Genomic DNA, 26,896 nt, shown 5'->3' with positions numbered 1-26,896 from the left:
GAGCCTTATTCAATGCAGTACAAGGGCCGGACCTGTCCGCTGTCTCATCTATGAACTAACCGCAGTTATCGCAACAGTCTGATTCATCGCCGCTGCCTCTATGAATCAGACGTGGCTACCCCCATAACGACTGTCCGGCTTTGACATGCTTAACCCGTATGTTAGAACCCAGCAAGGCGCAGATCTTGCCTACTTGTCACATCGGACTACTTAACGGAGCCACACATGTATCCCAACGTACAGCTGTTTATCAACGGTGAATGGCAAGATGCCCAGAGCGGCAAGACCATTGCGGTCATCAACCCTGCCACTGAAGAAGTGATCGGCCATATTGCTCACGCCGAGAAAGCCGATCTGGACAAGGCACTGGCCGCTGCACAAAGCGGTTTCGATGGCTGGAAAGACAGCTCGCCGGTACAGCGCAGCAAGATCATGCGCAAAGCGGCGGACCTGCTGCGCGAGCGTGCTGATCACATTGCCCAGCTGATGACACTGGAACAGGGCAAACCGCTGGCCCAATCCAAAGCCGAAGTACTGGGTGCTGCTGATACCATTGACTGGTTTGCCGAAGAAGCACGCCGCACTTACGGTCAGGTGATTCCTTCGCGTCAGCCTGACGTCCAGCAGCTGACCTTCAAAAAGCCTGTTGGCCCGGTAGCCGCATTCACCCCCTGGAACTTCCCTATCAATCAGGTGGTACGCAAGCTGTCTGCAGCACTGGCGGCAGGTTGTTCGTTTATTGTCAAAGGCCCGGAAGATACCCCCGCGTCACCTGCCGAACTGATTCGTGCCTTTGCTGATGCAGGTCTCCCTGCGGGTGTAATCAACCTGGTGTATGGCGTACCCGCAGAAATTTCCGAATACCTGATCCCCCATCCGGTGATTCGCAAGATCTCCTTTACCGGTTCTACCCCAGTAGGCAAGCATCTGGCAGCACTGGCGGGTCAGCACATGAAAAAGGCTACCATGGAGCTGGGTGGCCACGCCCCCGTGCTGGTCTTTGCCGATGCCGATCTGGATGCAGCAGCCCGCGATCTGGCTGGTGCCAAATTCCGTAACTCCGGACAGGTGTGTATCTCCCCTACCCGCTTTCTGGTGCATGCAGACGTTTATGAGCAATTCATTGAGAAATTTGTTGCGGAAGTACAGAAGCTGAAAGTAGGTAATGGTCTGGACGAAGGCGTCACCATGGGCCCGATGGCACACAAGCGTGGCCTGGAATCCATCGAGCGCTTTGTTAACGACGCCGTAGAGAAAGGAGCCACCGTCAGAACCGGTGGCAAGCGTATTGACGGAGCCGGATTCTTCTTCGAGCCCACCGTGCTGAGCGACGTACCAATGACCGCCCGTGCCATGACAGACGAACCCTTTGGCCCGGTAGCGCTGATCAATCCGTTCACCCATTACGATGAAGCGATGGCCGAGGCCAACCGTCTGCCCTACGGTCTGGCGGCCTATGCCTACACGCGCTCCCACGCCACCATTACCGCACTGACGAATGACATTGAAAGCGGCATGCTGACCATTAACCATCTCGGCTTCGCCTTGCCGGAAGTACCTTTCGGCGGCATGAAGGATTCAGGCTATGGCACCGAAGGAGGCAGCGAAGCGATCGAGTCGTATCTCGATACCCGCTTTGTGACCACTGCCGGACGTTAATCCTTTAGCCCCTGTTCATGGCCTGCTCGCTTTCTGGCGGGCAGGCCATGGTTGCGCCAGGCGCGTGCCTTTCAGGGGCTGGTCTGCCCGTCCTGCAAGGCGATGTACGGCATGATAATGCCATGCTGTTCAGCAATACGCTGATAAGTACCGTTAGCCTTGAGCGCACGCAGTGCTTCGTTGAACCGGGCAAGCACCTGCTCGGCGTCAGGCCAGTGACGCGACATCATCAGATAGTTGGCGCCGGTCTGTAGCGGCATTTGCAGGGTAAAGAAACACTTGGCCTGTGCTTTACCAAATTCTTTCCTGATCAGGTACCAGCCCACAGCCTCCAGAGCAGGTGTAAGATCAATCCGCCCTTCGCGCAATTTATGGAAGTTCTGCACTTCGCCGTTCACGTATTCCACATACAATTTGGCATCGTTAAACATCTGCTCGTAGTAATAGCCCCGCACTGCACCGATACGGAAGATGCGCAGGTCCTTCAACACCTCGAACTGGATATCGATGGGTTTACAGCTGGCACTGTAGTAAAAGAATTTGGTCTGTTTGCTGTAGAGGGGGTCAGAGAAAAGGAACTTCTTCTTACGTTCTTCAGTGGGCACATAAGGGACTGCTGCCCATACGCTCTGGTCTTCCACAGAGGACTCCGCCCGCTTCCACGGCATGAAGGTCATCACCAATGGTTCGCCCATTTGCTCACCGACCGCAGCCAACAAATCGGTGAGAAAGCTGTCGGCCTGATTGCGACTGGTATAGGGTGGTAACTCATCGGTTGCAATCAGCAGCGGCGCCGCCTGCAATGTTCCCGTACCAAGCAGGAACCAGATCAGAACAGCAGCAATTCTGTGCGTTATACAACTGCATGCCATGACTGCGCCCTGATATGGAATGAAACTTATGCCCTGATCATCAGCCCAGCCGATATCAGGAAGATTTATCAACAACGGCTAAAGTATAGACCGCACGTCTGGCCGCGATACCGCCAATGGTGTCAACCACTGCACTATCAGCGCCGTTTACAACTTGGCTGCAGACCTGCCTTGTGTTGACTGCAGAATACGACAGTTCCATCCACCCGATGATTTACCGAAAGCGCTTGCCATCGTTTGCTTAAATGGATGTAAACCCATGAAAATCCAGTGTTTTGATTCACCTCAGGAAGACGCCGTCAAACAGCTCTATACCCTGGTCCGCCAGTACAACACCGAGGTCATGGGCTATAACGATGCCCGCCCCTTAAACGTGCTGGCCTGGAATGACAGGGAGGAGCTGGTCGGCGGCGTCGGTGGCCGTACCATTTATGGTCACTTTCTGGTTGAAGTGGTGTGGGTGGCGGCAGACAACCGTCGCGGCGGCCTGGGTCGTCAACTGATGGAAACGGCAGAGCAGGAAGCACGGGCACGCGGCTGCACCGCCGCACAAGTGGACACCCTGTCGTTTCAGGGAAGAGAGTTCTACGCCCGCCTTGGCTTCACTGTGGTCGGTCAGATAGAGAACTTTCCTCCCGGCCACCAGCGCTACTTCATGCACAAGCTCTATACTTGATTGGGCATCAGCGGGCGCTGGCAGGTGCAGAACCTGTTCACTATGCAGCAAGCCAGTGCCCAACAACGCTAGTCAACAGAATGCATTGGCAAATACAGGTGTGGACATGGCTGACATCAACACAGTACACATCCGACCCGGCTTTTTTCCCGGCGTGATTGGCAACATGGTGGCGATGCATGCCGAGTACTACGCTGCAGAGTGGAATTTCGGTCTCTACTTCGAGTCACAACTGGCGATGGAAATCGCTGCCTTTGCCGAACGTTTTGATGACCGCCAGGATTGCCTGCTTTGCGCCCTGTTCGAGGACAAGCTGGCAGGCTGTATTGCCGTAGACAGTCTGCATCTGCAGAAGCGTGGCGCACAGCTGCGCTGGTTTATGCTGGATGAGCCCTTACGCGGGACCGGTGTTGGCAAGACCCTGTTGCAGCGGGCGCTGGCCTTCTGTCGCCAGCACCACTACCAAACTATCTTTCTGCATACATTTGAAGGCCTGCAACGAGCCAGACAGCTGTATGACAAGGCAGGATTCAGGCTGACAGACGAGCATCACAGCAGACGCTGGGGGATGTCAGTCAACGAGCAGGAAATGGAATTACGCCTGTAGAAATATCCCTATCAGACATATAACTAACGTATTAGTGAATAGCCTGACACTTTACTTCCCCACAAGAATCCTTATTTTCCGTTAGCAGCGACGCAACCTCTTCAATGCTGAGAGCCTCTCATGGCCAGTCCTTGCTGACCGTTGAGCAGGCCATTGAACAGGCTTTAACTGCATTAATTTCAAATACTTAATGGTAGATCGGTGCTTGTAGCCTGAGCTGAAAGAGTGACACTACCCCCGTCCACACCCACCAAAGGAGCCCTATAGAGGGAATTAACTTTTTATCGATCTCAATTGCGTCGCATCTGTAGAACACCCTGCTTAAATGCACATCGACATAATAAAGACAATATTCAGATGCCATATGCCACATGTGGAAAAAACAACGAACAACAAACATCACTTCCACTTTTAAAGTCACAGGGGCAACCATGTCTGAGTGCAATTCATTCAATCTTCGCTTTTTGCTCTCCATCTGCGGAGTGGCAGCTATTGGCGGCCTGCTTTTCGGCTATGACACCGCCGTCATCTCCGGCGCCATCAACCCGATCACCGAATATTTTGATCTGAGCCCTGCCGGGACAGGCTGGGCAGTATCCAACGTCGCCATCGGTTGCATTCTCGGTGCGCTGATATCAGGCCAGATGGCCTCCCGCTTCGGCCGCAAGCTCACGCTCATGATTGCCGCGCTGCTGTTTACCGTCTCAGCGCTGGGTGCGGCTGTCGTCGACAGCTTCCTGTGGTTCGTTATCTATCGAATGATCGGTGGCGTTGCTGTCGGTGTCGCATCGGCAGTGTCGCCGATGTACATGTCCGAAGTTTCACCCTCCGCCTTGAGGGGGCGCACCATCGGCATGCAGAATTTTGCCATCGTCTTCGGCCAGGTCGTGATTTTCATCATCAACTTCCTGATCGCGAAAGGTACCAGTCAGGCATGGCTGGTCGATATGGGCTGGCGCGTTATGATTGGCTCGGAAGTCATCCCCTGTCTGCTGTTCTGCCTGGTATCCCTGCTGATTCCCGAGTCTCCACGCTGGCTGGTAATGAAAAACCGTGACGCGGAAGCCAGAGCGACACTGTGCAAGATTGGCGGCCATGCCTATGCCGACCGCTGCATACAGGATATTCGTGCCTCACTGTCAGCCGAACGCCTCAGTCGGCAGCGTGCCACAGAAGATCACCTGCTACGCAGTCGTCGATTCTGGATCATTACGGGGATCGCCGCCGGTGTAGCGGTTCTGCAACAGCTGAGTGGCGTCAACATCATGATGTACTTCGCCCCGATGGTACTTGAGCGTGTCACTGGGGATAACGAGTCAGCGATGTTCATGACGATCTGGATAGGCGTTGTCCAGCTGATTGGCACGGGTATCGGCGCCTTCCTGATGGATCGTGTTGGCCGGGTGCCGTTGTTGAAGATTGGTGCTGTCGGCGCGGCGGTGGGTCTGTCGATCACATCCTATTACATCTATGCTGCCAAAGGACTGAGTGGCGAGGCAGCCATTACCGCAGGCTACCTGACCCTGTCAGGGATGTTACTGTTCATGATCTTCTTTGCCATTTCCTGGGCTCTGGGCGCATGGATCGTTATTTCTGAAGTATTTCCCAATCACATGCGTTCGTACGGTATGTCGATGGCCGTCACCGCCATGTGGATCAGCAACTTCCTCATCGGTCAGCTATTTCCCATACTGCTTGATAACGCTTGGCTGCAAGAACATTTCAATGGCGCTTTCCCGATGTGGATTTTTGTCGCCTGCATGTTTGTCGCCTTCTTCTTTGTCAGCCGCTACCTGCCCGAGACCAAAGGGGTCGAGCTGGAAAACATGGAAGAGCACATGCTTTCCAGGGTGAACACCCCCTCTCATCACCCTGACAGCGAGACAGTCAGCAGCAAGAAGTCACGCTCTCTGGCAGCAGACTGAGCACCTCAGCCAAAGCGGAGCAGCTGAAAGGGCTGCTCCGCTGACGTGTTCACTGATTCAACTAATTTGTAACGCATCAGCCATTAACTTTTCCCATGTCGCACCGCACAATCATTGCAGACGGCGATGATCAGGCGAGCGAGAAAGCAAAGGAGACAGTGATGGCACGACTCTTCCAACGGAATCCGCAGTTGAATCTGGCCTTGCAGGGAGGAGGTGCCCACGGCGCGTTTACCTGGGGCGTGCTGGATTATCTGCTGGAAGATGGCTACTGCGAGTTTGAAGGTATCAGCGGCACCAGCGCAGGTGCCATGAATGCCGTTGCCATGGCCCATGGCTGGATGGAACAGGGCCGCGAAGGTGCCCGACAGGCGCTGCAGGATTTCTGGCAGGCGGTCGCCAGCAGTGCGCCTTTCCAGCTGGCCAGCCAGAATGACAATGATCAGCTGACCGTATCACCCGCCCTCAACTTCGTCATGGGCCTGACCCACTACTTCTCGCCCTACCAGCTCAACCCCATGGACCACAATCCGCTGCGCAAGATTGTTGAGAGCCAGTTCGACTTCGCCCGATTGAGCCAGTGCAGTCCGTTCAGGCTGTTTATCGCTGCCACCAATGCCAATACCGGGCACCTGCGGCTGTTTCATCGCCACGAGCTAACGGCTGATGCCCTGCTTGCCTCTGCGTGCCTGCCGACGCTGCATCACTCAATCGAGATTGAAGGAGAACCCTACTGGGATGGCGGCTATTCAGCCAATCCGGCCATTTTTCCGCTGTTCTATGAGTGCAAGAGCGATGACATCCTGCTCATTCTGCTGTCTCCCATGCGCCTTGGAGAACTGCCGCGCTCTGCACAGGAAATAAAGAATCGCGCCATGGACATTGCCTTTAACAGTGCCTTTCTGCGAGAAATGCGCATGATCGTGCAGGCCCGCGACTTTGCCGGATTATCCTGGCTACCCTATGGCCGGCTGGAGCGCAATCTGGCCCGTATCCGCTTCCATATGATCGACCCTGACGAACGCATGTTTGCCCTGCCGACCGAGTCCAAACTGGTGGCCTATCTACCCTTCTTTGAGATGTTGCGTGATATGGGCCGCGTGCAGGCGGCATTATGGATGGACAGCCACCGCCAGCAGCTGGGGAAAGACTCTACCATCGACCTGAAAGCCTTGTTTGGTCAGGGCCTCTGAGATATACCGCTGCGACTCGCCGCCATCACGCGCGAGGGGAGTTGAGGTATACCCAGCGGGATAAGGTATAGTGTGGCCTCGCCTTAACTGCCGAGCCACGCCCTATGACTTTCAGCATCAGCCCCGCCTTTATTCGCAGCCAGCAGCGCAATATTCAGATCTTTGCCGTCGTGCTGGTGCTCCTGGGAATCGGTGCGCTGTATCTGGGGTACAAGAACAACCAGTATCAAATGTATATCTTTGCACCGATGATGTTCTGGCTGGCCTGGCACAAGTATCAGCATCTGGCCTACTGGCGCGACGAAGCCGGGCATATCCACCTCACCCTTACCGATACAGAGCTGCAGGTCAGCCAGGGCGACAACCTGCGCACTACCCTGCTGACGGATATTGACCGTCTGACCCTGCAACGTAAGTTCAGAAATATCGACTCCATTCTGGTCCATCATCGCTTCGGACAGGTGCAGCGCCTGCGCGGCTTTACCGGGATGGATACGCTTGCCAGCACACTGACCGCGGTAGTTGGCAGCAACAAGGTCAGAACCCGTTATATCCTGCACAAGTAACCTAGCCAGAAGCTCTGCTCTATCTGGCAGGGAGCTTGAGCATTTCACCGATATTACGTGCGGTTCTGGTCAGTTGCTCCTTACCGTTGGCAAGTGCCTGCAGCAGGCTCTGCGGCCCGGGGCTAATACTGAATACCGCGTTGATACCGTGCTGATGCACTACCTCGTAGCCTTCGCCTACACTACCGGCCACCGCAATCACCGGCTTGCCCAGACGCTGTGCTACCTGAGCCACACCAAACGGAGTCTTGCCGTATATAGTCTGATGATCAATGCGCCCTTCGCCTGTCAGCACCAGATCAGCTGCCGCAATCTTGTCTTCCAGCTGTACCGTATCAATGACCAGCTCAATACCCGGTCGTAACTCCGCTCCCAGACCGGCAAACAGCCCAGCTCCCAGACCCCCTGCCGCCCCTGTACCGGGGTGATTAAGCGCATCACGACCACTCTGACCTGCCAGCATGGCGCCAAAGTGCAGCAATGCCTGATCCAGTTGTACCACCTGCTCCGGGCTGGCTCCTTTCTGTGGGCCAAAGACAGCAGATGCCCCACGCTCCCCACACAGTGGGTTAGTCACATCACAGGCGATATCAATCTGTATCTGTGCCAGACGCGCATCAAGCGTCGACAGATCAAGGCTGGCCAGTGTAGCCAGTGCCGCGCCGCCCAGCGCAATCGGTGCACCGGTCTGATCAAGCAGGGTCGCTCCCAGTGCCATCAGCATCCCTGCACCACCGTCATTGGTCGCGCTGCCGCCAATACCCAGCACAATACGCTGTGCCCCGCGCGTCAGGGCCGCTTCAATCAACTCCCCCGTCCCAAAACTGCTGGTCAGCAACGGATTGCGCTGATCGGGCGGCACCAGATGCAATCCGCTGGCTTCAGCCATTTCCATAACGGCGGTCTTACCCTGATCAATCAGGCCAAAATAGGCCCAGGTTTTCCCACCCAATGGCCCATGCACCTCCACATCAACACGCTCGCCCCCCAGCGCCTGTAACAGGGTAGCGGTGGTTCCCTCGCCACCGTCAGCCATGGGGACCAGTTCACAGTGCGCATCCGGCAGTGCCATTTGCAGTCCGTCGGCCAGTGCTTCGGCTACCTCCATGGCAGTCAGGCATTCCTTGAATGAATCGGGGGCGATAACAATGTGCATCCGCTACTCCTGGTTGATGGGTCGCTGTCAGTTAGCTGTCTGGACCTGCTCTTTCAGAACAGGAACACGCCCTGTCACCGTCGACACTCCTGCTCGAAATGGCAGGCGCACATGAGGTTGTGCTCAGGCCCCTATACAAATAGCGGGCTTTCCCTGCCTTGCACAAGCTTTGATACAGATGAAAGGAGCCAGTGGCTATGCACGTGAAAGGGTGGGAGGTACCATAACAGCCCTTTTATGGACTGTGGATTAGCGTTCAGTCTTTTGCCTCAGGCAATGTTGTTCTAGTCAATATTGTTCCGGGCCATACCTGCACAGGCTAATCCATGACCACCCATACCGTGACAACCCACACGCCGTCTTCGCGAGCAGGCAGGATGCTTCCCCATGCTTGATTTGTTTTCCGTTCTCTATGCCAGCTATCTGCTGGTCACACCGGTGCAGGGCAGCGTTGCTGCCTATCAGGCACAACAGGCCAGAAGCGAGCTGGCCACCGCCGAGCAGGTAGCACGCGCCATCGGTGACGACATCGGTGCCTATTACCTGCTCAACAAACGCATCCCGGCGGATCTGAAACAGGCAGGCTACAGCAAACCACTGCCGGATATGATCGACAGTGTCCAGATCAGGGAACGGGATGGCATTCTGCGCGTCAACATGAAAGACGAGCGTTTTGCAGGTGGCGGACTGATCTTCAACCCCAGCCTGACCGAAGGGGGCAGCATTCAATGGCGTTGCTCAGGTGTCAGGTTGCCCTGGTACTGGCTGCCCGCCAGCTGTCAGGCTTATCGTCCGACAGCTCAGCCCGGGGCCGCTGCACCGTAATCGACGACCTCTTCCTTGCCACTGCGAGCAGAGGCCAGCACGGCCAGTGCCACCGCCAGTGAACGAACGCCTGCCCAGCCATCCGCCGCCGGATGGCTGCCAGAGCAGATAGCCTGACGGAACTGACTGACTCCCTCTTCATAAAGATTGTGATGGTCCAGTGGCAACCGCATCCGCCCTTCCCCATTGCGCAACCAGACATCACCGGTCGGCTGCTGCGTCATCACACCCTTGGCCACCAGACTGCCCTGATCGCCATGAATTTCCAGTCCGGTATCGGCAAAAGGCGTGGCAAAACTCTCATGGGTATAGGCCAGCAACCCGGAAGGAAAACGCCAGACACTCATGGCGCCGTCCTCAATACCTTCGCCCATCCCTGTGTTCTGGGTCATGGCCATGACCGACAGGGGATACTCGCCCAGAATAAATGCCAGGGTATCGGCGTTATGAACAGTGATATCCAGTACTACGCCGCCTCCCGCATCGGCTTTGTTTATCCGCCAGCCGCGCAAATGCTCCGGCAGGCTCACGGCATGAAACACTCTTGCCGCCGACGGCGTGCCAACCGCCCCGCTGGCTATTTGCTCGCGCAGCGCCTGATGGGTAATGGCATGGCGTAAATGGTGATTGGTCGCCATGACCACACCGGCGTCTTCACAGGCACGCACCATGGCAACCGCATCGTCGAGATTAAGCGCCAGTGGCTTTTCACACAGAACATGCACCCCCGCCTGTGCCGCCTGAATACACTGATCACGGTGCAGCTCATTAGTGGTGGAGATATAGACCGCATCCGGCTTCTGCTCTGCCAGCAGGGTGGCAAGATCAGTATAAGCGTTAGCAATCAGATGCTGACCAGCATAGTCCAGCCCCCGGCTCTCGCTGGACGACAAGAGCGCCACCACCTCATCACCCTGGCTGCGAATGGCAGGGATCATCCACTCTGCGGCAATCGTACTGGCGCCAACGACTGCCCACTTCATCGAGCTGTTCATCGCTTTTCCTCCTGTCACAGTACAACCCCCTGCACCGGTGCATGAGCCTTCATACGAATCTTGTCCAGCACCTGAATCAGGGCATGGGACTGCTGCAGATTGTTCCAGCCCTTGCCGGATTCGGTATGCTCGACAAAGGCGGAGACCATCGCCGCGTACTGGTTCTGCGCAGGGAGCAGAACTTCCAGACCCGTTCCCAGCTCACCGCCCGTTTCCATGCGAATACGAGTGCCTGCTACCGCCGGATTGAAAGGCACATCCAGCTCAGCCCAGCCTTTGCGCCCCATCAGAACAATGCGCTGGTACTTGGCCAGCTGAGTAGACACCGTCATGTTCAGTACACGCCCCTGACCAAAGTCGAGCAGTGCACTGGTGAGGCGGTCAGTACCGAAACGTGGATCAATATCCATCACGCTCTGCACTGACAGCGGCTCACAGCCATAGCTCCAGAGACCCGCCAGAACGGTATAGCAGCCGATATCCAGCAGACCGCCGCCGCCCCACTCGGCCACATTACGCACGTTGGCAGGATCATCATTGGCATAGCTGAACATGGCATGGATCGCGTGCACGTCGCCAATGGCGGGCAGAATGGTGTCATGAATGGCCTGCCACTGCTGGTGATGACAGACCATGAACGCCTCCATCACCACGCGGTCACTGTGTTTGACGGCATCCAGCAGCGGATGCAGATCCGCCAGATCGAGGGCAATAGGTTTTTCGCACAACACATGCTTACCCGCCTGAATGGCTTTCAGTGCCCAGGGCACATGCAGGTGGTTGGGTAAGGGAATATAGACAGCCTCAATCTGCTCATCAGCCAACAGGGCTTCGTAACTGTCATAGCACCGGGCTACACCGAACATATCGGCGAATGCCTGCGCCTGCTCCTGCGAACGCGAAGCAATGGCATGAATCTGATGGCCAGCCTCAATAATGGCTGGCGCCACCTGAGTACGAGCAATCTTGGCATTACCTAGAATTCCGAAACGCATTAAGCGGAGCTCCTGTCAGATCACTGGAAATGCAGATCACCCGTACACTGCTGATCTGCAAAAAGAGGATGTTGGCTGTCGGGCAGCATCAAAAAGCACGCAGTATCAATGATTATGGTCAGCTCAGCGGTATATGCCAGCAGGCGATGACATTTTGCTGATGATCAGCCGTGCACCCATCACTCGGCGCTGGAAAGACCTTCGCGGCCCCCTGTCAGACTTACCAGCTCATTGACGAGTAACAGTCCTTCGTCAGCCCCTGTCTGCCCTGTGCTCGCGAACACCTTCTGACAGCAATGGGCCAGTAACAGCGTTACTGGCCCAGCGTCAGGTGGAAAAACGTGATGACTCTCAGCCCGTCAGCCCTTGACTGACCCCGCCATCAGACCTCTGACAAAATAACGCCCTGACACCACGTAGACGATGAGTGTGGGCAGGGCGGCCAGCAAGGCACCGGCAAAATGTACGTTATAGGCCTTCACTCCGGTGGAACTGTTCACCAGATTGTTGAGGGCGACGGTCATAGGCTGGGAGTCGTAGTCACTGAACGAGGCACCGAAGAGGAAATCGTTCCAGATATTGGTGAACTGCCAGATCACCGTCACCACAATGATTGGGCCAGAGCTGGGCAGTAAGATGCGGTAGAAGATTTGCCAGAACCCTGCTCCGTCAAGCTGTGCAGAACGCACCAGCTCGGTCGGGAAGGCTTCGTAGTAATTGCGGAAGAACAGGGTGGTAAAGCCCAGACCATAGACCACATGCACCGCCACCAGCCCCCAGGTGGTGCCTCCCAACCCCAGCCAGCCGAGAATCTTGGCAGCGGGAATCAGCACGATCTGGAAAGGAATAAAGCAGCTGAACAACATCAGGCCAAATATCGGTTTATGGCCGGGGAAGCGCCACTTGGTCAGTACATAACCATTGATCGCTCCGAACAGGGTGGACAGCATGACTGCTGGCACCACGATCAGGATGGAGTTGACGAAGTATGGCTTGAGGCCGGTGGGCTGCACGCCGATCTGCGCCTTCGACCAGGCTTCCAGCCAGGGCTCCAGCGTCCACATATGAGGTAGCGCCAGCATATTGCCACTGCGAATTTCATCGAGGGGTTTGAGCGAGTTGACCACCATCACAAACAGCGGCAACAGGTAGAACAGTACAAAGAGCAGCAGTACCAGATAAATGACCCGCCGCATGACCTGGCTGGTGCGAACGGCAGCGCCATCGCTTTTGCTAGTTACGCTCATGTTGACGCTCCCGCAGCTCGGAATACAGATAAGGCACAATGATCGCTGCTACTGTCATCAGCATGATGACGGCTGATGCTGCCCCCACTCCCATCTGATTGCGGGTAAAGGTATACGAATACATGAACGTGGCGGGTAACTCCGTCGCCCTGCCCGGCCCGCCATTGGTCAGGGCAATAATCAGGTCATAGGACTTGATGGCCATGTGCGCCAGCACCACGAACGCCGACAGAAATACCGGCCGCAGCATCGGAATCACGATGCGCCGGTACATATGATAAGGCGATGCACCATCCACCTGAGCCGCCTTCAGCACCTCATTGTCGATACCGCGCAAACCGGCCAGAAACATCGCCATCACAAAACCGGATGACTGCCACACCGCCGCAATCACCACGCAATAAATGGCGGTGTTGGTTTCCTTGATCCAGCGGAAGGTGAAACTGTCCCAGCCCCACAGGTGCATGACATGCTCGAGCCCGATGCTGGGGTCGAGAAACCACTTCCAGGCGGTACCGGTGACGATAAAGCTGACGGCCATCGGGTAGAGATACACCGGACGAATCAACCCTTCGCCGCGAATTTTCTGATCCAGCAGGATGGCCAGAAACAGGCCCAGACACACGCAGATCAGGATGTAGAGCCCACCGAAAATACCGAGATTTTTCAGTGCCAGATGCCAGTTCGGTAAATTGAACAGCCTGACGTAGTTCTCCAGACCGATAAGATCGGTGGAGGCGAACATTTTTGAATTGGTGAAAGACAGATAGCTGGTGTAGACGATAAAGCCGTACACAAAGACCAGGATCACCGCCAGACTGGGAGAAAGTGCCAACCTGGGCAGCATGCGCTGGAGCCAATCACGTTGGTAATTTTGCATGGTTCTTGACCCTGTTGCGGCCGGGTCGACTTCCACCTGTAATCAGACAGGTGCAATGCCAGCCGCCTCGTCGCCACCGGTGCAGCACACCGGGGCAACATGGTTATTCCGAGCCCGTGAGCTGAGGCCATGCCATCAATGGCAGGGCTTCAGCTCAGAGCGACAGGAGACAAAGGCGAGTCGCAAATTACTGCGCGCCAGCCACTGCGCCAGCTAGCTGCTTCACGGCTTCTTCGGCGGACATATCGCTGTTGAAATGGGCAGTGATCACGTCATACATGGCATTTTTGACCGCGGCAGGTGCAGCATGGCCATGTGCCATCGAGCCCAGCAAAGTGCCCTTGTCTGCGGCCTCTTTCAGATCTGCCATGCCTTTCTTGCCGCAGGCATCAAAGGCAGCATCCGACACATCGGTGCGTGCAGGCACAGACCCTTTGACCACGTTAAAGGCACTCTGGAAAGTCGGAGAGAGGATGGCCTTGGCCAGCTCTTTTTGCGCTTCGGCACGGTCATCGCCAACCTTGAACATAACAAACTGATCAGAGTTGAACGTGACAGTGCCCTGAGTACCGGGGAAACGGAAGCAGAGGAAGTCTTCATTGGGCTTCTTGCCGGCATTGAGGAATTCGCCCTTGGCCCAGTCACCCATGATCTGCATACCGGCCTTGCCATCAATTACCATAGCGGATGCCAGGTTCCAGTCACGGCCTGAGAAGTTGTCGTCCACATAGCTGCGCAGAATACGCATCCGCTCGAACACTTGCTTCATGGTGTCAGACTTGAGGGCGTCCTGATCAAGATCGATCAGCGCTTTCTGGTAGAACTCAGGGCCACCTGTCGTCATTACCACGCTGTCGAACAGGGTGGCGTCCTGCCAGGCCTGACCACCATGAGCCAGCGGGATATAACCAGCGGCCTTGATCTTATCCAGCGCCTTGACCATGCCATCAAAATCAGTAGGAGGAGTCAGGCCAAGCTCATCAAAAATCTTCTTGTTGGCCCATATCCAGTTGGTGGAGTGTACGTTGACCGGTGCCGCAATCCATTTACCGTCGTACTTGGAAAAGCGCTGGATGGCCGCAGGAATGACGTTATCCCAGTTCTCTTCCCTGGCCACATCATTAAGGTTGGCTACCACCCCCTGCGCGCCCCAGTCCTGAATATCAAAGCCCAGCATCTGCGCCGCTGTAGGGGGATTGCCAGAGGCCACCCGGGCACGCAGAACGGTCATGGCGGCTTCACCCCCACCGCCAGCGACGGGCATGTCCTCCCAGGTAATACCTTTTTTCTGCAGATCATCCTTGAGTACATTGAGCGCCTTGGCCTCGCCTCCCGAGGTCCACCAGTGCAGCACCTCAACCTTTCCGGCGGCCTGAACATTCTGTGCGGCAATCAATGCGATGGAGGCGCAACCAACCGCTGCGACCAGTTTCTTCAGATTCATTACTTATTCTCCTTATTTTTGGAATCTGCCTTTGCGGCGCTTTTTACTGCATGGCTCTTCTTTTACGGCATAGCTCTTTCAGACTTCGTTCACTCGACAGGATGGTTCAACGGATATTTGAAGAACCGTCTGCAGAGGCATTAACCGACCCGCTCTGTAAACGTTTTCATAGGCTATAAAGACTTAGCAAAGAGATCGTTTTTCGTCAAAGTGGATTTTTATCTGGGTCAGGTTGTACTTGTCTGAGTGCTTGCTCTATAGTTTCCGCACAAAATGAAAACGTTTTCATTTTTGTTTTAACCCGAGACTCAGCCGCAGGAAGTGAGCAGCAACAGCGCTCACAACACACTGCAGAAGACCCTGAACAGGTAACGACACCGAGATGGTCAGTACAGCCGATAAGCCCGACCGCAGCACAGCGATGAAAGCCACCAGCGGATCGGCGACCAGAGCTTCCGCCACCATCAAGACGATTGCAGCGGCCACCGGGTTTTCCATTGCGACGGTATCCCGTGCCCTGTCGGGCGGCAGCCCCATGCGTGAGGCTACCCGCGAGGAAATACTGGCAACCGCCAAACGTCTCGGCTATCACCAGGACCGGGCTGCGGTGCGCCTGAAGACCGGCCGGACCCAGGTCATCGCCTTTGTCCTCAATCGTGAAGACCGGCTGCACGCCTTTGCCCGCCTGATGCTGCTGGGCATGAGCGACGGCCTGATCAACTCCGGCTATCACCTGATTGTGGTACCTGAACAACCTGGCGAAAGCCCACTGGATACCGTGCGCTATCTGGTGGAGCGTCGTGCTGCGGATGGTCTGATCCTGACTCATACCCAGCCACAGGATCCGCGGGTGAAATACCTCAGCGAAGTGGGCATTCCCTTTGTCACCCACGGTCGCACCGAAATGGTAACGCCTCACAGCTACTGTGATTTTGCCAATGAAACCTTTGCCTATCAGGCCACTCAGGCACTGATAGCACGCGGCCGCACGCGTATCCGGGTGATCCTGCCGCCAGCGCGCAACACCTACCGCGGGCATATTCTCGATGGCTACAGCCGTGCCATGCATGAAGCGGGTCTGCCGCGGCTGATTGCCGAGGGAGTGGATCTGAACACCTTGCCGGAACTGCTTCATGCCTATGCCGATACCGTCTGGCAGGACTGCGATGCGTTTTTCATTCCCGAAGAAACCGCCGCCTTGCCGGTGATCTCCCTGCTGCAACGTCGCGGCCGCATCATTGGCAGCGATGTGGATATTGCGATCAAACAGCTCACCAGCATCGGCGACTATCTCAACCTGCCCTTGATCCGCTTCAAGGAAAACCTGCAACAGGCAGGCGGCATCATGGCTGAACAGATCCTGCAACTGATCAGAAGCAGTGAACAGCCGGAGCCCCTGCCCGTGCTTACTCACTTGCAACTACCGCAATAACGGACGCCCACAATAAATCCAATATCAGCCTCTGGAGACCTGCACCATGAGCCTTGATCCCGAACAGTTCCGCCCTCGAATTGCTGAAGCCAAACGCCTGCTGAAAGCACAGATCAGTGACCTGCCAGAACGCTTTGCCGCCATGACGGCCCGCATCCAGCAGCAGGTAGAGGACATCCAGGCCTGCGTCGCCAGCGGGGAATCCCCCATTCCGGTGGTGAACTTTGCCGACCTGCAGGAGGAAGGCATGGATGAACTCAAGACCCGCATTCGCCGCCGCGGCTGCGTGGTGGTGCGCAATGTGTTCCCGCGTGAACAGGTGGATGAGTGGAATCGTCAGTTGATGGAGTACGTCAACGAGAATGACTATTTCAGCAAGGAAGTCGAAAAACGCGGGCTCGACAACTACTTCAGTGCATTAGCCAGCGGCCGCCCGCAAATTTTTGGCCTGTACTGGTCCAAACCACAGGTAATGGCACGTCAGTCGGAGCAGCTGGCTCTCACCCGCCGCTGGCTCAACCGGCTGTGGACTTTCGAATATGACGGCCAGCAGGTCTTCAATCCTGATCAGGAATGCAGCTACGCTGATCGTGCGCGCCAGCGTGAACCCGGGGACAAAACACTGGGTCTGTCACCTCATGTCGATGGCGGCACTATTGAACGCTGGATCGAACCCAGCTACCGCCAGGTCTACCGCCATGTATTCGGTGGCGATCTGGCAGCCTACCAGCCGTTTGACTCGCTGTACCGCACCGAAGCCGTGGAGATCCCCTCACCGGCCGTCTGCCGCATGTTTCGTACCTATCAGGGCTGGACGGCCATGAGCCAGCAAGGTCCGGGAGATGGCACACTGAACCTCGTCCCCATCGCAGATGCCATGGCCTGGATGCTGCTGCGGGCACTGCAGGATGATGTGCCAGACGATGAGCTCTGTGGCGCCAAAGCCGGCCGCGCCCTGTCCGTTACGGAAAAGTATCATCAGCTGTTGCTGCAGGCCTTTGTGCCTATCCCAACGGTTTATCCCGGCGATACCGTGTGGTGGCACCCGGATGTGATTCATGGTGTCGAAGATCACAACAAAAGCCAGGGCTACAGCAATGTGATCTATATAGGCGCCGCTCCCGACTGCCAGAAGAATCGTGACTTCCTGGCGCTGCAACGGCCCGCCTTTGAAGCAGGTAAATCCTCCCCAGACTTTGCTCCGGAGAATTACGAAGTGGACTTCACTGGCAGAGCCTTGCCTGACGACCTGACAGAACTGGGCAAACGGCAAATGGGCTATTAGGACGTCTTCACGATGTGCTTCTGGCGCCTGCATACAAAACATCACTGAATGCACCATGAGGCTGTGGATGCCTCATGGTGCAGCCCTTTCCTGCAATAGTCCCTTCCTGCAGTACCTTTCAGTGATATTTACTGCCATTCAAAATCAAAAACTTACCGAAATACTGTTTTTTCATACAGTGTTTTTATCCTTTCCATCTTTTCTCGCCCATCAAACCACTGTATAAATACACAGCCAACACAGTAATTCGTCGTTTCTGTCTAAACATTCAATGAGGTCAGCCATGATGCATGAGATCACCTTGCTGGGACGTAGCGGTTTCTTCAGGAACCTGGGCTTGTCATTGCTGTTCAACCATAGCGGTTCGCAGCCACAACGTGAGACAGACAAAAACATGGTGACCGAGGGTTACGCCAGCCTGCCAGAACGTGATGGACAGAGCGTTGATCACCCGCTTGATCTGAATGAACTCTGTGTGAAACACCCCACAGCCACCTTTTTCCTGCGCGCCAGTGGCGAGGCTATGCAGGGTATGGGCATTGCTCCCAATGACATTCTGGTGGTTGATCGCGCCTTGCAGGCACGCCATGGCGATCTGGTGGTAGTGCGTCTGAACGGGCAATTCATGGTACGCAAGCTGGCGACACAACCTCAGCTTCGCCTGTTACCCCTGAACTCCCGTCAGCTGCCGATCAGCGTCAACGATGGTATGGATTTGGAGATTTTCGGGGTGGTTGCGCATGTCATCCGTTCGATGCTGCGCAATTAACCACCCCAGACAGATGGCACCTTGTCAGGTAGCGCACTACCAGCCCATGACCCAGCGGCTGTTATGACCTAACCAGCGTTTGAGTAACAGAATCAACCCAACTGTGCCATACGTCAGGAACAGGAACAGGAACACCAGCATTCCCATGGACCAGGGGGTGTTATGCGGGATGTCGAAAGCGAAGACGTTATGCAGAAATAGCAGCCCGTCAGCCACCACCATCGACAGGAAGGGATGCAGGAAGAAGAGCGCAAAACTGATACGGGCGAGAAAGTGCAGATGATCTGCACCCGGTTTATCCACCATCCAGCGGCTCAGCTCCAGCAACAGTAAGCAGATTGCCATTTTCTGTATGAACTGCCAGTCCACACCACGGAAACGCAGCGGCGCATTGTGGTAGTTGCCCACATGAAAGAACACATAGGTCTGCATGAATAGTGCTACCAGTACCAGCACGGCACAGAGCATCAGTAATGGCTTCTTGTTGCGCTCAAACCAGTCCTGATACTGCGAGTACAGGATCCCCAGCAGGTAAAACGGGGTGAAATAGAACAGCGACTGTATCGGCCCGTTGTCAGCACCACGCTGGAGAAAAACCGCCACCACACTGCTCAGTGCCAGCAACCCAAGCTGCAGCGCCAGAGGCTTCTCGATATAGGCCTTATGCCATGGTGACAACAAAAAGGTCAGCATGATGAAAGGGATATACCAGTGCGGGAACAGCACGTAGCCATCGCGGAGAATCTTCCATTCAATTTCCAGCGCTTCGTCCCAGGTATTGCCGTGGATGAACAGCCATTCATTCATTTGCAGCACAATGGCGACAGCAGAAATCACCAGAAAAGGCACGAAGACATTCTGAATCTTCTTCACCATGAAGGAGCGATATTCAAACTGGCGATAGAACACCCGATGGAAAAAGAAGCCAGAAACGAAGACAAATACTCCCGTACCACCGCGCAGCAGGTTCTCCAGCAGTACCGGAAAGCCTTCGTTTGAGTTGTAGATGGAATGGCCTAATAAAATGTAGAGGATGGCGATGCCACGCAGATAGTCGAATTCAAGGATACGATGATTCACGGCTGTCACTCCATGCAGCACGAAAATGGATGGCAAAGGGCTGGCATCTTACCAACCCATTACCCAACGGCTGCGCTCTCCCAGGCAGCGTTTCAGCAGTAGCACCAGAGCCACGGTGCAATACATCAGATAGAGATACATCAACAGCGAGAAGCCCAGACTCCACCCCAGTGTCTGCGGCAAATGCACACCATAATGAGTACCGGCGTACCAGATGGTGGTGCCGATAATGACCGCGAAAATAGGATGCAGGAAGAAAATAGCGAAGCTGATACGGGCAAGAAAATGCAGGTGATCCGCACCGGGCTTACCCACCATCCAGCGGCTCAGCTCAAGCAACAGAATGCAGGCCGCCATCTTCTGCACCATCTGCCAGTCCACACCACGCCACTCAAAGGCGGGCTTGTGGTAGTTACCGACATGGGCATCCACGTAAGTCTGCATATAGACCGCCAGAATCATCACGATCCAGCACAGCCACTGGATAGCTTTGTCGTGACGATAGAAGCTGTCCTGATACTGGGAATAGAGAATGCCCAGCAGATAGAAAGGCGTGAAATAAAACACCGAGTGAATCACGTTGATGTTTTCTTCGCCGCGATGGATCAGTGCCGAGGCAATAAAACTGGCAGCAAACAGCGCCCATTGTATGGCGGGCCTGGCCTCGATGTACCACTTATGCACGGGTGATACTGCGAAGGTCAGCATGATGAAAGGAATGTACCAGTGCGGAAAAAGCACGAAGCCTGTCTGCAGGGTTTTCCAGTCTGCAGCGAGCACGACATCCCATGTTTTGTGATGGATAAATGTCAGCTCACCACTCTGCAGTAGCAAGCCCACCATCGACACCACCAGAAAGGGTACAAAGACGTTTTGCAGCTTTTTCAGCATGAAGTCCTTGTAGGCAAACCGAGGGTAGAAAATGCGATGAAAGAAGAAGCCAGAGACAAAAACGAAGACGCCCGTACCACCACGCAGCAGGTTTTCCAGCCATAGCGGGAATCCCTGCCCGGAATTGGAAATGGAGTGCCCCAGGACGATATAGATGATGGCGATGCCACGCAGATAATCAAACTCGACAATACGTTTTGTCACACACACTGCTCCGATGCGCCCAACCACCCCTTGGCGATTATTGCCGATCAACCAAAGGAATAAACAGCTCCCCCCGCGGGGAATTCCCTTACACTGTGTTACTCGACGACGAATACGCCCGAACCATGACATGCGCGCAGCATCACCCCGGATCACAGGCTCGCTGAATCCAGAGTAAGAAGAGAGCTTCAGGGAAAGAACGTTAACGTAAGAAATAGACAGGTAAGGGAGATACAGGAGGTTGTTTGAGTATGTGGCCTCCTGCGGGCGACAGTATCGCAGAATCCGCGCAGCTGTACAGGGTGGTACTCAACTTCTCCAGTTCATGCTGATCTATGCCAACCGTGGCATGAATGGAAACATTCAGAAGCCAGTCCTGCAGCGGACTGACAACGGGCACGCTATTGACGCAGGGTACAGCTGAGGAAGGACACCGTTGCCTGTGGTGTTGGCGTTAATCGCAGCTGGTGCCAGAGAAACAGGCTTTCAGAACTGGCCAGTAAAGTGTCGCGCTCCTCCGCCATGCTCCACATGAACGGGCCCGCATAGGAGGTTGCCGTCATGGGCAACTTCACTTCGCCCTGCCCCGGTGCCCCGTAACTCAGTTGATAACTGCCGGCGCCACCTTCATCCAGATGCTGCGGTGCCATCTGAAAGACCAACGACTCCCCTCCGGCAGTACACTGCCCTGCACCATCGCAATGACGGGTGATCTGGCAATCGAGAATCCGCAGTCTGCCTTCTGCCAGCGCTGATACCGCAAAAAACCCTGACAGGCACAGGCAACCTGCCAGCAGAGCCACAGGTCGGCATCGATACCGGGCGCAAGCAAACATGGTCATATTGTTCAGTTTCTCCTGTTTGGATGCCACCCCTGCAGGGCTGCTGATTAAACCCAATTCAGTACTTCTTTCTTGTAGCGCTGCAGCTCTTTGACAAAGACCGACTCCTCACCACGCTGCGTATGAATAAACACCCGGCGTCGTGCCCGCGTCAGTGCCACATAAAACAGCCGTCGCTCCTCCGCATCCTCAAACTCTTCCTTGTCAGCCAGAAAGCAGTCAATCAGGGGATCGTGTGGTTTATTGGAAGGAAAGCCCGTTTCCCCCTGCACCACATCCAGCAAGATGACGTAGTCTGCCTCGCAGCCTTTGGCTTTATGTGCCGTCATAAACTCCAGACGCAAACCCGGATAGCTGTCGGCCCATTCGTTCACATCAGGTTCACTGCGATTCATCCTTGCCAGCAGCATGACTGACACGGTTTTTTCTGTCTGCTGATTCTCCTGCTGTATTGCCGCCAGTGCCTGCCCTATGACTTCCTCTTTCTGCCCTGCCAGCAGGACGATCTCGGCACGGTTGCTGGAGATCAGACTTTGCAGGGTTTTCGGCAACTGTGCCGGGTTACTCTGGACGAAACGGTTGGCCACTGCCGCAATACGGTTATTAAAACGGAAGGTGGTGCCCAGCACGACCTGCGCGGTATGACCAAAATGCTCGGCAAAATTGAAGGTCAGCCGCACATCTCCGCCGTTGAACCGGTAAATGGCCTGCCAGTCGTCACCCACGGCAAACAGGCTGGTCGATGGATCTGCCGCTTTCAGCGCTTTGAGCAGTTCGGCTCTTTGCGGAGAGATATCCTGAAACTCGTCTACCAGCAGATAGCGGTAACGAAAACGGTACTGCGTTTTGCTATGAAAGTTGTCCTTGGCCAGCGACTTCCAGGCCACCCGGATCATGTCACTGAAATCCATTTGCCCCGCGAGCCTGAGATACTGCTGATAGTGCTTAACCAGCCCTTCGAGCAACACGGCAAAGGCTGCCAGGCGTCGACCCTCCAGACTCAGATCACCACTTTGCTGCATGTCCTTGAGACTCAACCGGCTTTCCTTGAAGCGGCTGAGGCAGTCTGCCAGCAGTTGGGACAAGCGCCCCATTTGCCCCTGACGTTGCAGCTGTTCCAATATGGCCTGGGGTGCCCGTGGCTGGATCAGCTCCTTCCATGGGCGCTTTTGCGTTCGACAAGCGGCTTTGAGCCGTGCTTCCAGCAACGCCGCCAGCCCTTCCTGTGCTTCATGACTGTAGGTACAGATAAGGGTAGTACCACAAGCGGTATGGACTTCACGCTTCCACTCCAGCTCCTGTCGGTACTGGCGACTTTCAGGGTCTTTTGACTGCTCGTCACTCTCCCCAACATGTTCAAGATAGATATCCAGCTGGGGCAGATAGAAGTCAGGTCGGTAAGGCTTGTTCAGCAACTCATGCGTGTGGGGATACCCTGGCTCATACTGGTATTCGATACCCAGCAGAAACAGGGTGTTGGCAATTTCCAGCTCGCCATAACTTTTAACCCGTTCCCCGGCCAGCGTACGCACTTCCTGCTCACGCACGTAACGCTGATAGGCAGGAAAGCCGGTAAAGCACTCTTCAGACTGCAGCGGATACAGATAGTAAGCGGCGTAAATGACCAGATGCCTGGCCGACTTCAGCTCGGCAAACTGACTGTGTAACCAGTCATCGACAAAGCGGCGCATGGCACGTGCATCAGTCGCCAGCGGACTTACCGTCGCCTTCTGCCCGGGGATGGCATCCATCAGCTCCTTGCCAAAGGCATGAAAGGTAGACACCTTGATCTTGTCCAGCGCAGCACTTTTGGCCGCATCCTGGGCCTTATCCATGTACATATTGTCGGCAGCAGCCGGTTCACTGAACGAAGGATTAGCAGAGCGTAACGGCTGCTGACGTTCGGTATAGGCTGCCAGACGCTGCTTCAACTCCAGGCTGGCATCCTTGCCATACGCCAGGATAAGAATCTCTTCTGGCTGTGCCAGCCCCGCTTCCACCAGCCACGCAGCCTTGGCACACAGGGTACTGGTCTTGCCGGTTCCGGCCCCCGCCAGAACCAGAACATTATCCTCATCTGTCAGGCATGCCAGACGCTGGTCCTGAGTCAGGGGGTGTGCCTCCAGCTGATCAAAGAAGGTCTTGAAACGGGCTTGCTGCTGTTCCATCAGCATCTGGTTGAAGGTGTGCCGACAGCCTTCCGGGTCTGCCAGTAACTTGGCCAGCGCGCGCATCGCATCGGTGACTTTCAGCTGCAGATCCTCAAAACGGTCCAGCAACTGAAAATAGGGAGCTATCTCGGCAAAATGCGGTAACCAGTCTTCTATCTGGCTGTGACGCCAGTAACGCTGACGCCCGGCCATTTGCAGCTCGAACTGCTCAGCCATTTCCAGCATCTGCTGATGGATACCCTTCAGTTGCGCCTGGCAATAGACCTGATGAGCCTCCTGCAGCCATTGCCCCCAGTCATCCAGACCGGACTGACGAAACAGTCGCAGACGGAAGTCGCCCCAGTGCAGGCGGTGGAAAACCCAGCCACGTTCAAGGCGGACTCGCTGGTCCACTTCAGGGATGGGCAATAATTTACGTCCAGCCTCCAGGCCAGTTTCATGAAGGGTCAACGCTCTGGTACGCATGTAGCAGCGGTTTAGCCAGTTAAGCGGTAACGTGGGCAAGGGAATTTCCTTTTCTTAGAACCTGTACATACTCTCGCGAACCAGAGCCAAACAAAGTAGAAAGCACTGAGGAAGTGCAGTTTGCTGATAGCAAACCGGCATTCCGAAGGTCTCTCCAACGCCGTGAGGCCAGCACGCAGAAGATCGTGTACTCGCTCTTACAATTTTTGTGAAAACGTGCGCTCAATACGCTGCACATCAGCCACACAGCCTCGATCTGCCCTGACAGGACTGATCGTCGCACGCTCTCACAACACTACAGACTGCCTGGGCAAGATAACCAAGTTACATCGGAATAGCCATGACAGGACTGGAAAAATATACAGCAAAAATATGACGTTTTGTGCCTGCATATCGCTGAGGTTAACAGGCTTCTTTAGCCGTTTTACTCACTCATGCTTGCATTCGCCCTGCCGCTCAACGGAAACTCTGTGCCCCACGTCTATGCAGTGAACAGGTAAGTTTCATGGCCCTCAAGGCAACCGTCTTCAAATCCGAACTCAATGTCAGTGATATGGACCGTCACCACTACCAGTCCTATTCGCTGACTCTGGCACGTCATCCTTCAGAGACCGATGAACGCATGATGGTGCGGTTGCTGGCGTTTGCCCTGCAGGCCGATGAACAGCTGGAGTTCTGTAAAGGCCTGAGCAACGATGAAGAGCCCGATCTCTGGCAAAAACAACTGACTGGCGACATCGAGACCTGGATTGAAGTGGGGCTGCCGGACGAACGCCGTCTGCGTAAAGCCAGCAGCCGTGCACGCCGCGTGGTGGTGTACTGCTATGGCGGCCGTAACGCAGGATTGTGGTGGAAGGGGATCGAAGACAAGCTGCAGCGTTTTGACAATGTAGAAGTCTATAACCTGCCAGAAGAAGCAACGCAGTTACTGGCGGAGCAGACCGCACGAACCATGGACTGGCAATGCATGATTCAGGATGGGCAGGTGTGGATGAACAGCAGCGCCAGCAGCATTCAGGTTGATCTGGAACGTTTGAAATAAGGGTTTTCCAGTCGCCCAGACCAAACTGGAGTGAGCGTTCACAGGGGCGATTCGACTACCGCACATCAGTCATGTGCTCATGCTGTTTGCCCACGCCCTGTACAGATGCAGGTTAGGTCTTTACACACTTCAGGATGACGGGAGAGCCACGCTGAGGCCTTCCTCTCCCGTCCATACAGCACAATATCCCGAGTACATCAGCCTTTTATTTCGCCATTGCTGGCTGCCCACTAGTCTGCTGGGCTTGTCGCAACAGTTGCTGTTGCATCGCCTGCTGACCGCTCATTTGCTGCTGTCGGGCGGCTTGCTGCAACATCATGGCAGCCCCCGCTGACTGCTGAGCGGCAAGGCCATCCACCACCGCAGCCTGCTCGTGAGTCACAGGTGTACCACTGCCTTCCGGCAGGACAGACTGCTGGTCTGTTACGGCATCGGTCGAAAATAACCGCCCCCGCATCTCCGCTGAGCTGGGGAAGCCATTGGTACTGGCCCCGGTCAGGGGTGCCGCCGCTGGCGACTTACCCGCCCCCGGACTGGTATTAGCACTGGGAATCGCTGCATTGGGCGGTGTCACATCCTGCATTTTTGCATTAGGTGAAGTGATGTCCAGCGAAGGGCTCAACCCGGTATTGTCTGAGGTCGCAGCGGCAGACGACGGGGCAACATCTCCGGTATTGAGAATGACCGGCAGGCCATCTTTGCCACCAATAATGATCATCTTACTGTTCTGCGAGGTCGCCAGTGCCATGGTGGCATCGATACCGCGCAGGCGCAGATATTCAGGTGTAATGGTTTTTGCCACGATGTCCTGGAAAGCGCGAATACCTTCCGCCTCGATGATCTTACGATCCCTTTCCTTTTTCTCGCGGGCAATACGGAAATCGTACTCAAGCATGGCCTGATACTGTTCTGCCTTGCGCTCGATGGCCTGGGCGACCTTGTCAGGCAACTTCACCGAACGAATCAGCACATCCTCCACATTGACCAGTCGGCCATGGGAACTCTGATTGATCAGGGAGTTGCCCAGCTGCGTCACCATGCGTTGCAGAATCTGCGCCTGAATGAAAGCACGGGTTTCAGTGTAAAGCTGTTCGGGGGTATAACGGGAAATCAGTTCCCGTGCATGGGAGCCAATCTCCGGATACACCAGAATTTCGGGATAGTCCGGGCCTACCAGTTTATGCAGCATGCCCAGCGCATCCTTATTGACGCGATAGCGCACGGCAATTTCCACCTGCATGCTCAGACCATTGGAGGAGATGGTGTCATACACCCGCGCACTGTTCTGCAGGCGGGTGTCATAGATATACATTTCATCCCACGGGAAGATCATATGCAGACCTTCACCGTAGTAATGATCGGTGACGGTACCGCCAAAGAAGCGCAGCCACAGCACGCCAGCATGGCCAGCCGGTACGTTGATGAAGATATTGGGGGCGAGAATGATCAGGCTCAGCACAAACATCAGCATGCTGATATAGATTGGCATCGAGTGCCGCTTCAGCCATTTACCAATACGAAGCGCCCGCTCCTCGCGCCAGGCAGAAAAACGTTGCCAACGGGAACCACCCGTTTGCGAAGACTGTTGCTGAGAAAGGTTGGTTTCCGTCATGGTCCGCCTGTGCTGTCCCGCTTCCCTGTTACTGATGATCTGCTCGCAGCCATACTGACTGGG

At 55.4% G+C, this 26,896-nt stretch carries 23 protein-coding genes; 11 read left to right on the top strand and 12 right to left on the bottom strand.

Annotated features, from left to right (window positions below; translation table 11 throughout):
* Nucleotides 1–225: 225 nt before the first annotated feature.
* Nucleotides 226–1,659: an NAD-dependent succinate-semialdehyde dehydrogenase gene (locus QCD60_RS20325; protein WP_279788058.1), complete on the top strand. Its 1,434-nt coding sequence runs from the start codon at nt 226–228 to the stop codon at nt 1,657–1,659.
* Between the two features lie 71 nt (nt 1,660–1,730).
* Here QCD60_RS20325 and QCD60_RS20320 read toward each other — a convergent pair whose 3' ends face one another.
* Nucleotides 1,731–2,531, bottom strand: a complete 801-nt coding sequence (locus tag QCD60_RS20320; protein ID WP_279788057.1) for a transporter substrate-binding domain-containing protein — start codon at nt 2,529–2,531, stop codon at nt 1,731–1,733.
* Between the two features lie 259 nt (nt 2,532–2,790).
* Between QCD60_RS20320 and QCD60_RS20315 the strand changes: the two genes are divergently transcribed.
* The 5 genes from QCD60_RS20315 to QCD60_RS20295 all read left to right on the top strand — a co-directional run bounded on the left by QCD60_RS20315 (nt 2,791) and on the right by QCD60_RS20295 (nt 7,498).
* A complete protein-coding gene (locus QCD60_RS20315) occupies nt 2,791–3,207 on the top strand; it encodes a GNAT family N-acetyltransferase (protein ID WP_279788056.1) in 417 nt (138 codons plus the stop codon).
* 106 nt (nt 3,208–3,313) lie between these two features.
* Nucleotides 3,314–3,814 (top strand): GNAT family N-acetyltransferase, encoded by a 501-nt coding sequence (locus tag QCD60_RS20310; protein WP_279788055.1) that lies wholly within the window; start codon nt 3,314–3,316, stop codon nt 3,812–3,814.
* Nucleotides 3,815–4,185: 371 nt separating this feature from the next.
* Nucleotides 4,186–5,739 carry a sugar porter family MFS transporter gene (locus QCD60_RS20305; protein WP_279788054.1) on the top strand — a complete coding sequence of 518 codons (1,554 nt, stop codon included), beginning with the start codon at nt 4,186–4,188 and terminating at the stop codon, nt 5,737–5,739.
* A 161-nt stretch (nt 5,740–5,900) separates the two neighbouring features.
* A complete protein-coding gene (locus QCD60_RS20300) occupies nt 5,901–6,932 on the top strand; it encodes a patatin-like phospholipase family protein (protein WP_279788053.1) in 1,032 nt (343 codons plus the stop codon).
* Nucleotides 6,933–7,036: 104 nt separating this feature from the next.
* On the top strand, nt 7,037–7,498 hold the full coding sequence (locus QCD60_RS20295) for a hypothetical protein (protein ID WP_279788052.1): 462 nt from the start codon (nt 7,037–7,039) through the stop codon (nt 7,496–7,498).
* A gap of 19 nt (nt 7,499–7,517) precedes the next feature.
* On the opposite strand, the gene QCD60_RS20290 is transcribed toward QCD60_RS20295, so the two are convergent.
* Entirely contained in the window at nt 7,518–8,654 is a 1,137-nt protein-coding gene (locus QCD60_RS20290) for a glycerate kinase (RefSeq protein ID WP_279788051.1), read from the bottom strand.
* Nucleotides 8,655–9,041: 387 nt separating this feature from the next.
* On the opposite strand from QCD60_RS20290, the gene QCD60_RS20285 reads away from it, so the two are divergent.
* Nucleotides 9,042–9,479, top strand: coding sequence for a hypothetical protein (locus tag QCD60_RS20285; RefSeq protein ID WP_279788050.1), 438 nt, complete (start codon nt 9,042–9,044; stop codon nt 9,477–9,479).
* Here the strand turns inward: QCD60_RS20285 and QCD60_RS20280 are convergent.
* From QCD60_RS20280 to QCD60_RS20260, 5 genes are all read right to left on the bottom strand, one after another.
* Nucleotides 9,455–10,474 carry a Gfo/Idh/MocA family oxidoreductase gene (locus QCD60_RS20280; RefSeq protein WP_279788049.1) on the bottom strand — a complete coding sequence of 340 codons (1,020 nt, stop codon included), beginning with the start codon at nt 10,472–10,474 and terminating at the stop codon, nt 9,455–9,457. The two genes, QCD60_RS20285 and QCD60_RS20280, sit on opposite strands and share 25 nt — an antisense overlap.
* 14 nt (nt 10,475–10,488) lie before the next feature.
* Nucleotides 10,489–11,469, bottom strand: coding sequence for a Gfo/Idh/MocA family oxidoreductase (locus QCD60_RS20275; protein ID WP_279788048.1), 981 nt, complete (start codon nt 11,467–11,469; stop codon nt 10,489–10,491).
* A gap of 359 nt (nt 11,470–11,828) precedes the next feature.
* Nucleotides 11,829–12,716, bottom strand: coding sequence for a carbohydrate ABC transporter permease (locus QCD60_RS20270; protein WP_104157129.1), 888 nt, complete (start codon nt 12,714–12,716; stop codon nt 11,829–11,831).
* Entirely contained in the window at nt 12,703–13,596 is an 894-nt protein-coding gene (locus QCD60_RS20265; RefSeq protein ID WP_279788047.1) for a sugar ABC transporter permease, read from the bottom strand. The genes QCD60_RS20270 and QCD60_RS20265 overlap by 14 nt, the downstream gene beginning before the upstream one ends.
* A gap of 187 nt (nt 13,597–13,783) precedes the next feature.
* Nucleotides 13,784–15,040 carry an ABC transporter substrate-binding protein gene (locus tag QCD60_RS20260; protein WP_279788046.1) on the bottom strand — a complete coding sequence of 419 codons (1,257 nt, stop codon included), beginning with the start codon at nt 15,038–15,040 and terminating at the stop codon, nt 13,784–13,786.
* Nucleotides 15,041–15,422: 382 nt separating this feature from the next.
* Between QCD60_RS20260 and QCD60_RS20255 the strand changes: the two genes are divergently transcribed.
* The 3 genes from QCD60_RS20255 (at nt 15,423) to QCD60_RS20245 (ending at nt 18,526) form a co-directional block, all read left to right on the top strand.
* The gene (locus tag QCD60_RS20255) at nt 15,423–16,472 is read left to right on the top strand and encodes a LacI family DNA-binding transcriptional regulator (protein ID WP_279788045.1); all 1,050 of its coding nucleotides are present in this window, start codon (nt 15,423–15,425) and stop codon (nt 16,470–16,472) included.
* Nucleotides 16,473–16,518: 46 nt separating this feature from the next.
* The gene (locus QCD60_RS20250; RefSeq protein WP_279788044.1) at nt 16,519–17,757 is read left to right on the top strand and encodes a YbiU family protein; all 1,239 of its coding nucleotides are present in this window, start codon (nt 16,519–16,521) and stop codon (nt 17,755–17,757) included.
* A 283-nt stretch (nt 17,758–18,040) separates the two neighbouring features.
* Nucleotides 18,041–18,526 (top strand): S24 family peptidase, encoded by a 486-nt coding sequence (locus QCD60_RS20245; protein WP_279788043.1) that lies wholly within the window; start codon nt 18,041–18,043, stop codon nt 18,524–18,526.
* A 36-nt stretch (nt 18,527–18,562) separates the two neighbouring features.
* On the opposite strand, the gene QCD60_RS20240 is transcribed toward QCD60_RS20245, so the two are convergent.
* The 4 genes from QCD60_RS20240 to QCD60_RS20225 all read right to left on the bottom strand — a co-directional run bounded on the left by QCD60_RS20240 (nt 18,563) and on the right by QCD60_RS20225 (nt 24,218).
* On the bottom strand, nt 18,563–19,606 hold the full coding sequence (locus tag QCD60_RS20240) for an acyltransferase (protein ID WP_279788042.1): 1,044 nt from the start codon (nt 19,604–19,606) through the stop codon (nt 18,563–18,565).
* 48 nt (nt 19,607–19,654) lie between these two features.
* Complete coding sequence (locus tag QCD60_RS20235) at nt 19,655–20,701, bottom strand: acyltransferase (RefSeq protein WP_279788041.1); 1,047 nt, start codon at nt 20,699–20,701, stop codon at nt 19,655–19,657.
* A gap of 401 nt (nt 20,702–21,102) precedes the next feature.
* Nucleotides 21,103–21,543, bottom strand: a complete 441-nt coding sequence (locus tag QCD60_RS20230) for a hypothetical protein (RefSeq protein ID WP_279788040.1) — start codon at nt 21,541–21,543, stop codon at nt 21,103–21,105.
* Nucleotides 21,544–21,590: 47 nt separating this feature from the next.
* On the bottom strand, nt 21,591–24,218 hold the full coding sequence (locus QCD60_RS20225; RefSeq protein ID WP_279788039.1) for a UvrD-helicase domain-containing protein: 2,628 nt from the start codon (nt 24,216–24,218) through the stop codon (nt 21,591–21,593).
* Nucleotides 24,219–24,684: 466 nt separating this feature from the next.
* On the opposite strand from QCD60_RS20225, the gene QCD60_RS20220 reads away from it, so the two are divergent.
* The gene (locus tag QCD60_RS20220; RefSeq protein WP_104154670.1) at nt 24,685–25,221 is read left to right on the top strand and encodes a YaeQ family protein; all 537 of its coding nucleotides are present in this window, start codon (nt 24,685–24,687) and stop codon (nt 25,219–25,221) included.
* A gap of 205 nt (nt 25,222–25,426) precedes the next feature.
* Here QCD60_RS20220 and QCD60_RS20215 read toward each other — a convergent pair whose 3' ends face one another.
* On the bottom strand, nt 25,427–26,833 hold the full coding sequence (locus QCD60_RS20215; RefSeq protein ID WP_279788038.1) for a prohibitin family protein: 1,407 nt from the start codon (nt 26,831–26,833) through the stop codon (nt 25,427–25,429).
* Nucleotides 26,834–26,896 lie beyond the last annotated feature (63 nt).

This window comes from Pokkaliibacter sp. MBI-7, assembly GCF_029846635.1.
Taxonomy (GTDB): Bacteria; Pseudomonadota; Gammaproteobacteria; order Pseudomonadales; family Balneatricaceae; genus Pokkaliibacter.
Note: the sequence above shows the minus strand (reverse complement) of the source record. Positions and strands in the feature narration are given on the sequence as shown.

Excerpts from the sequence above, each read along its gene's own strand:
- QCD60_RS20325 (WP_279788058.1), top strand. The coding sequence starts at position 226 with ATGTATCCCAACGTACAGCTGTTTATCAACGGTGAATGGCAAGATGCC.
- QCD60_RS20320 (WP_279788057.1), bottom strand. The coding sequence starts at position 2,531 with ATGGCATGCAGTTGTATAACGCACAGAATTGCTGCTGTTCTGATCTGG.
- QCD60_RS20315 (WP_279788056.1), top strand. The coding sequence starts at position 2,791 with ATGAAAATCCAGTGTTTTGATTCACCTCAGGAAGACGCCGTCAAACAG.
- QCD60_RS20310 (WP_279788055.1), top strand. The coding sequence starts at position 3,314 with ATGGCTGACATCAACACAGTACACATCCGACCCGGCTTTTTTCCCGGC.
- QCD60_RS20305 (WP_279788054.1), top strand. The coding sequence starts at position 4,186 with ATGTGGAAAAAACAACGAACAACAAACATCACTTCCACTTTTAAAGTC.
- QCD60_RS20300 (WP_279788053.1), top strand. The coding sequence starts at position 5,901 with ATGGCACGACTCTTCCAACGGAATCCGCAGTTGAATCTGGCCTTGCAG.
- QCD60_RS20295 (WP_279788052.1), top strand. The coding sequence starts at position 7,037 with ATGACTTTCAGCATCAGCCCCGCCTTTATTCGCAGCCAGCAGCGCAAT.
- QCD60_RS20290 (WP_279788051.1), bottom strand. The coding sequence starts at position 8,654 with ATGCACATTGTTATCGCCCCCGATTCATTCAAGGAATGCCTGACTGCC.
- QCD60_RS20285 (WP_279788050.1), top strand. The coding sequence starts at position 9,042 with ATGCTTGATTTGTTTTCCGTTCTCTATGCCAGCTATCTGCTGGTCACA.
- QCD60_RS20280 (WP_279788049.1), bottom strand. The coding sequence starts at position 10,474 with ATGAACAGCTCGATGAAGTGGGCAGTCGTTGGCGCCAGTACGATTGCC.
- QCD60_RS20275 (WP_279788048.1), bottom strand. The coding sequence starts at position 11,469 with ATGCGTTTCGGAATTCTAGGTAATGCCAAGATTGCTCGTACTCAGGTG.
- QCD60_RS20270 (WP_104157129.1), bottom strand. The coding sequence starts at position 12,716 with ATGAGCGTAACTAGCAAAAGCGATGGCGCTGCCGTTCGCACCAGCCAG.
- QCD60_RS20265 (WP_279788047.1), bottom strand. The coding sequence starts at position 13,596 with ATGCAAAATTACCAACGTGATTGGCTCCAGCGCATGCTGCCCAGGTTG.
- QCD60_RS20260 (WP_279788046.1), bottom strand. The coding sequence starts at position 15,040 with ATGAATCTGAAGAAACTGGTCGCAGCGGTTGGTTGCGCCTCCATCGCA.
- QCD60_RS20255 (WP_279788045.1), top strand. The coding sequence starts at position 15,423 with ATGGTCAGTACAGCCGATAAGCCCGACCGCAGCACAGCGATGAAAGCC.
- QCD60_RS20250 (WP_279788044.1), top strand. The coding sequence starts at position 16,519 with ATGAGCCTTGATCCCGAACAGTTCCGCCCTCGAATTGCTGAAGCCAAA.
- QCD60_RS20245 (WP_279788043.1), top strand. The coding sequence starts at position 18,041 with ATGATGCATGAGATCACCTTGCTGGGACGTAGCGGTTTCTTCAGGAAC.
- QCD60_RS20230 (WP_279788040.1), bottom strand. The coding sequence starts at position 21,543 with ATGACCATGTTTGCTTGCGCCCGGTATCGATGCCGACCTGTGGCTCTG.
- QCD60_RS20220 (WP_104154670.1), top strand. The coding sequence starts at position 24,685 with ATGGCCCTCAAGGCAACCGTCTTCAAATCCGAACTCAATGTCAGTGAT.
- QCD60_RS20215 (WP_279788038.1), bottom strand. The coding sequence starts at position 26,833 with ATGACGGAAACCAACCTTTCTCAGCAACAGTCTTCGCAAACGGGTGGT.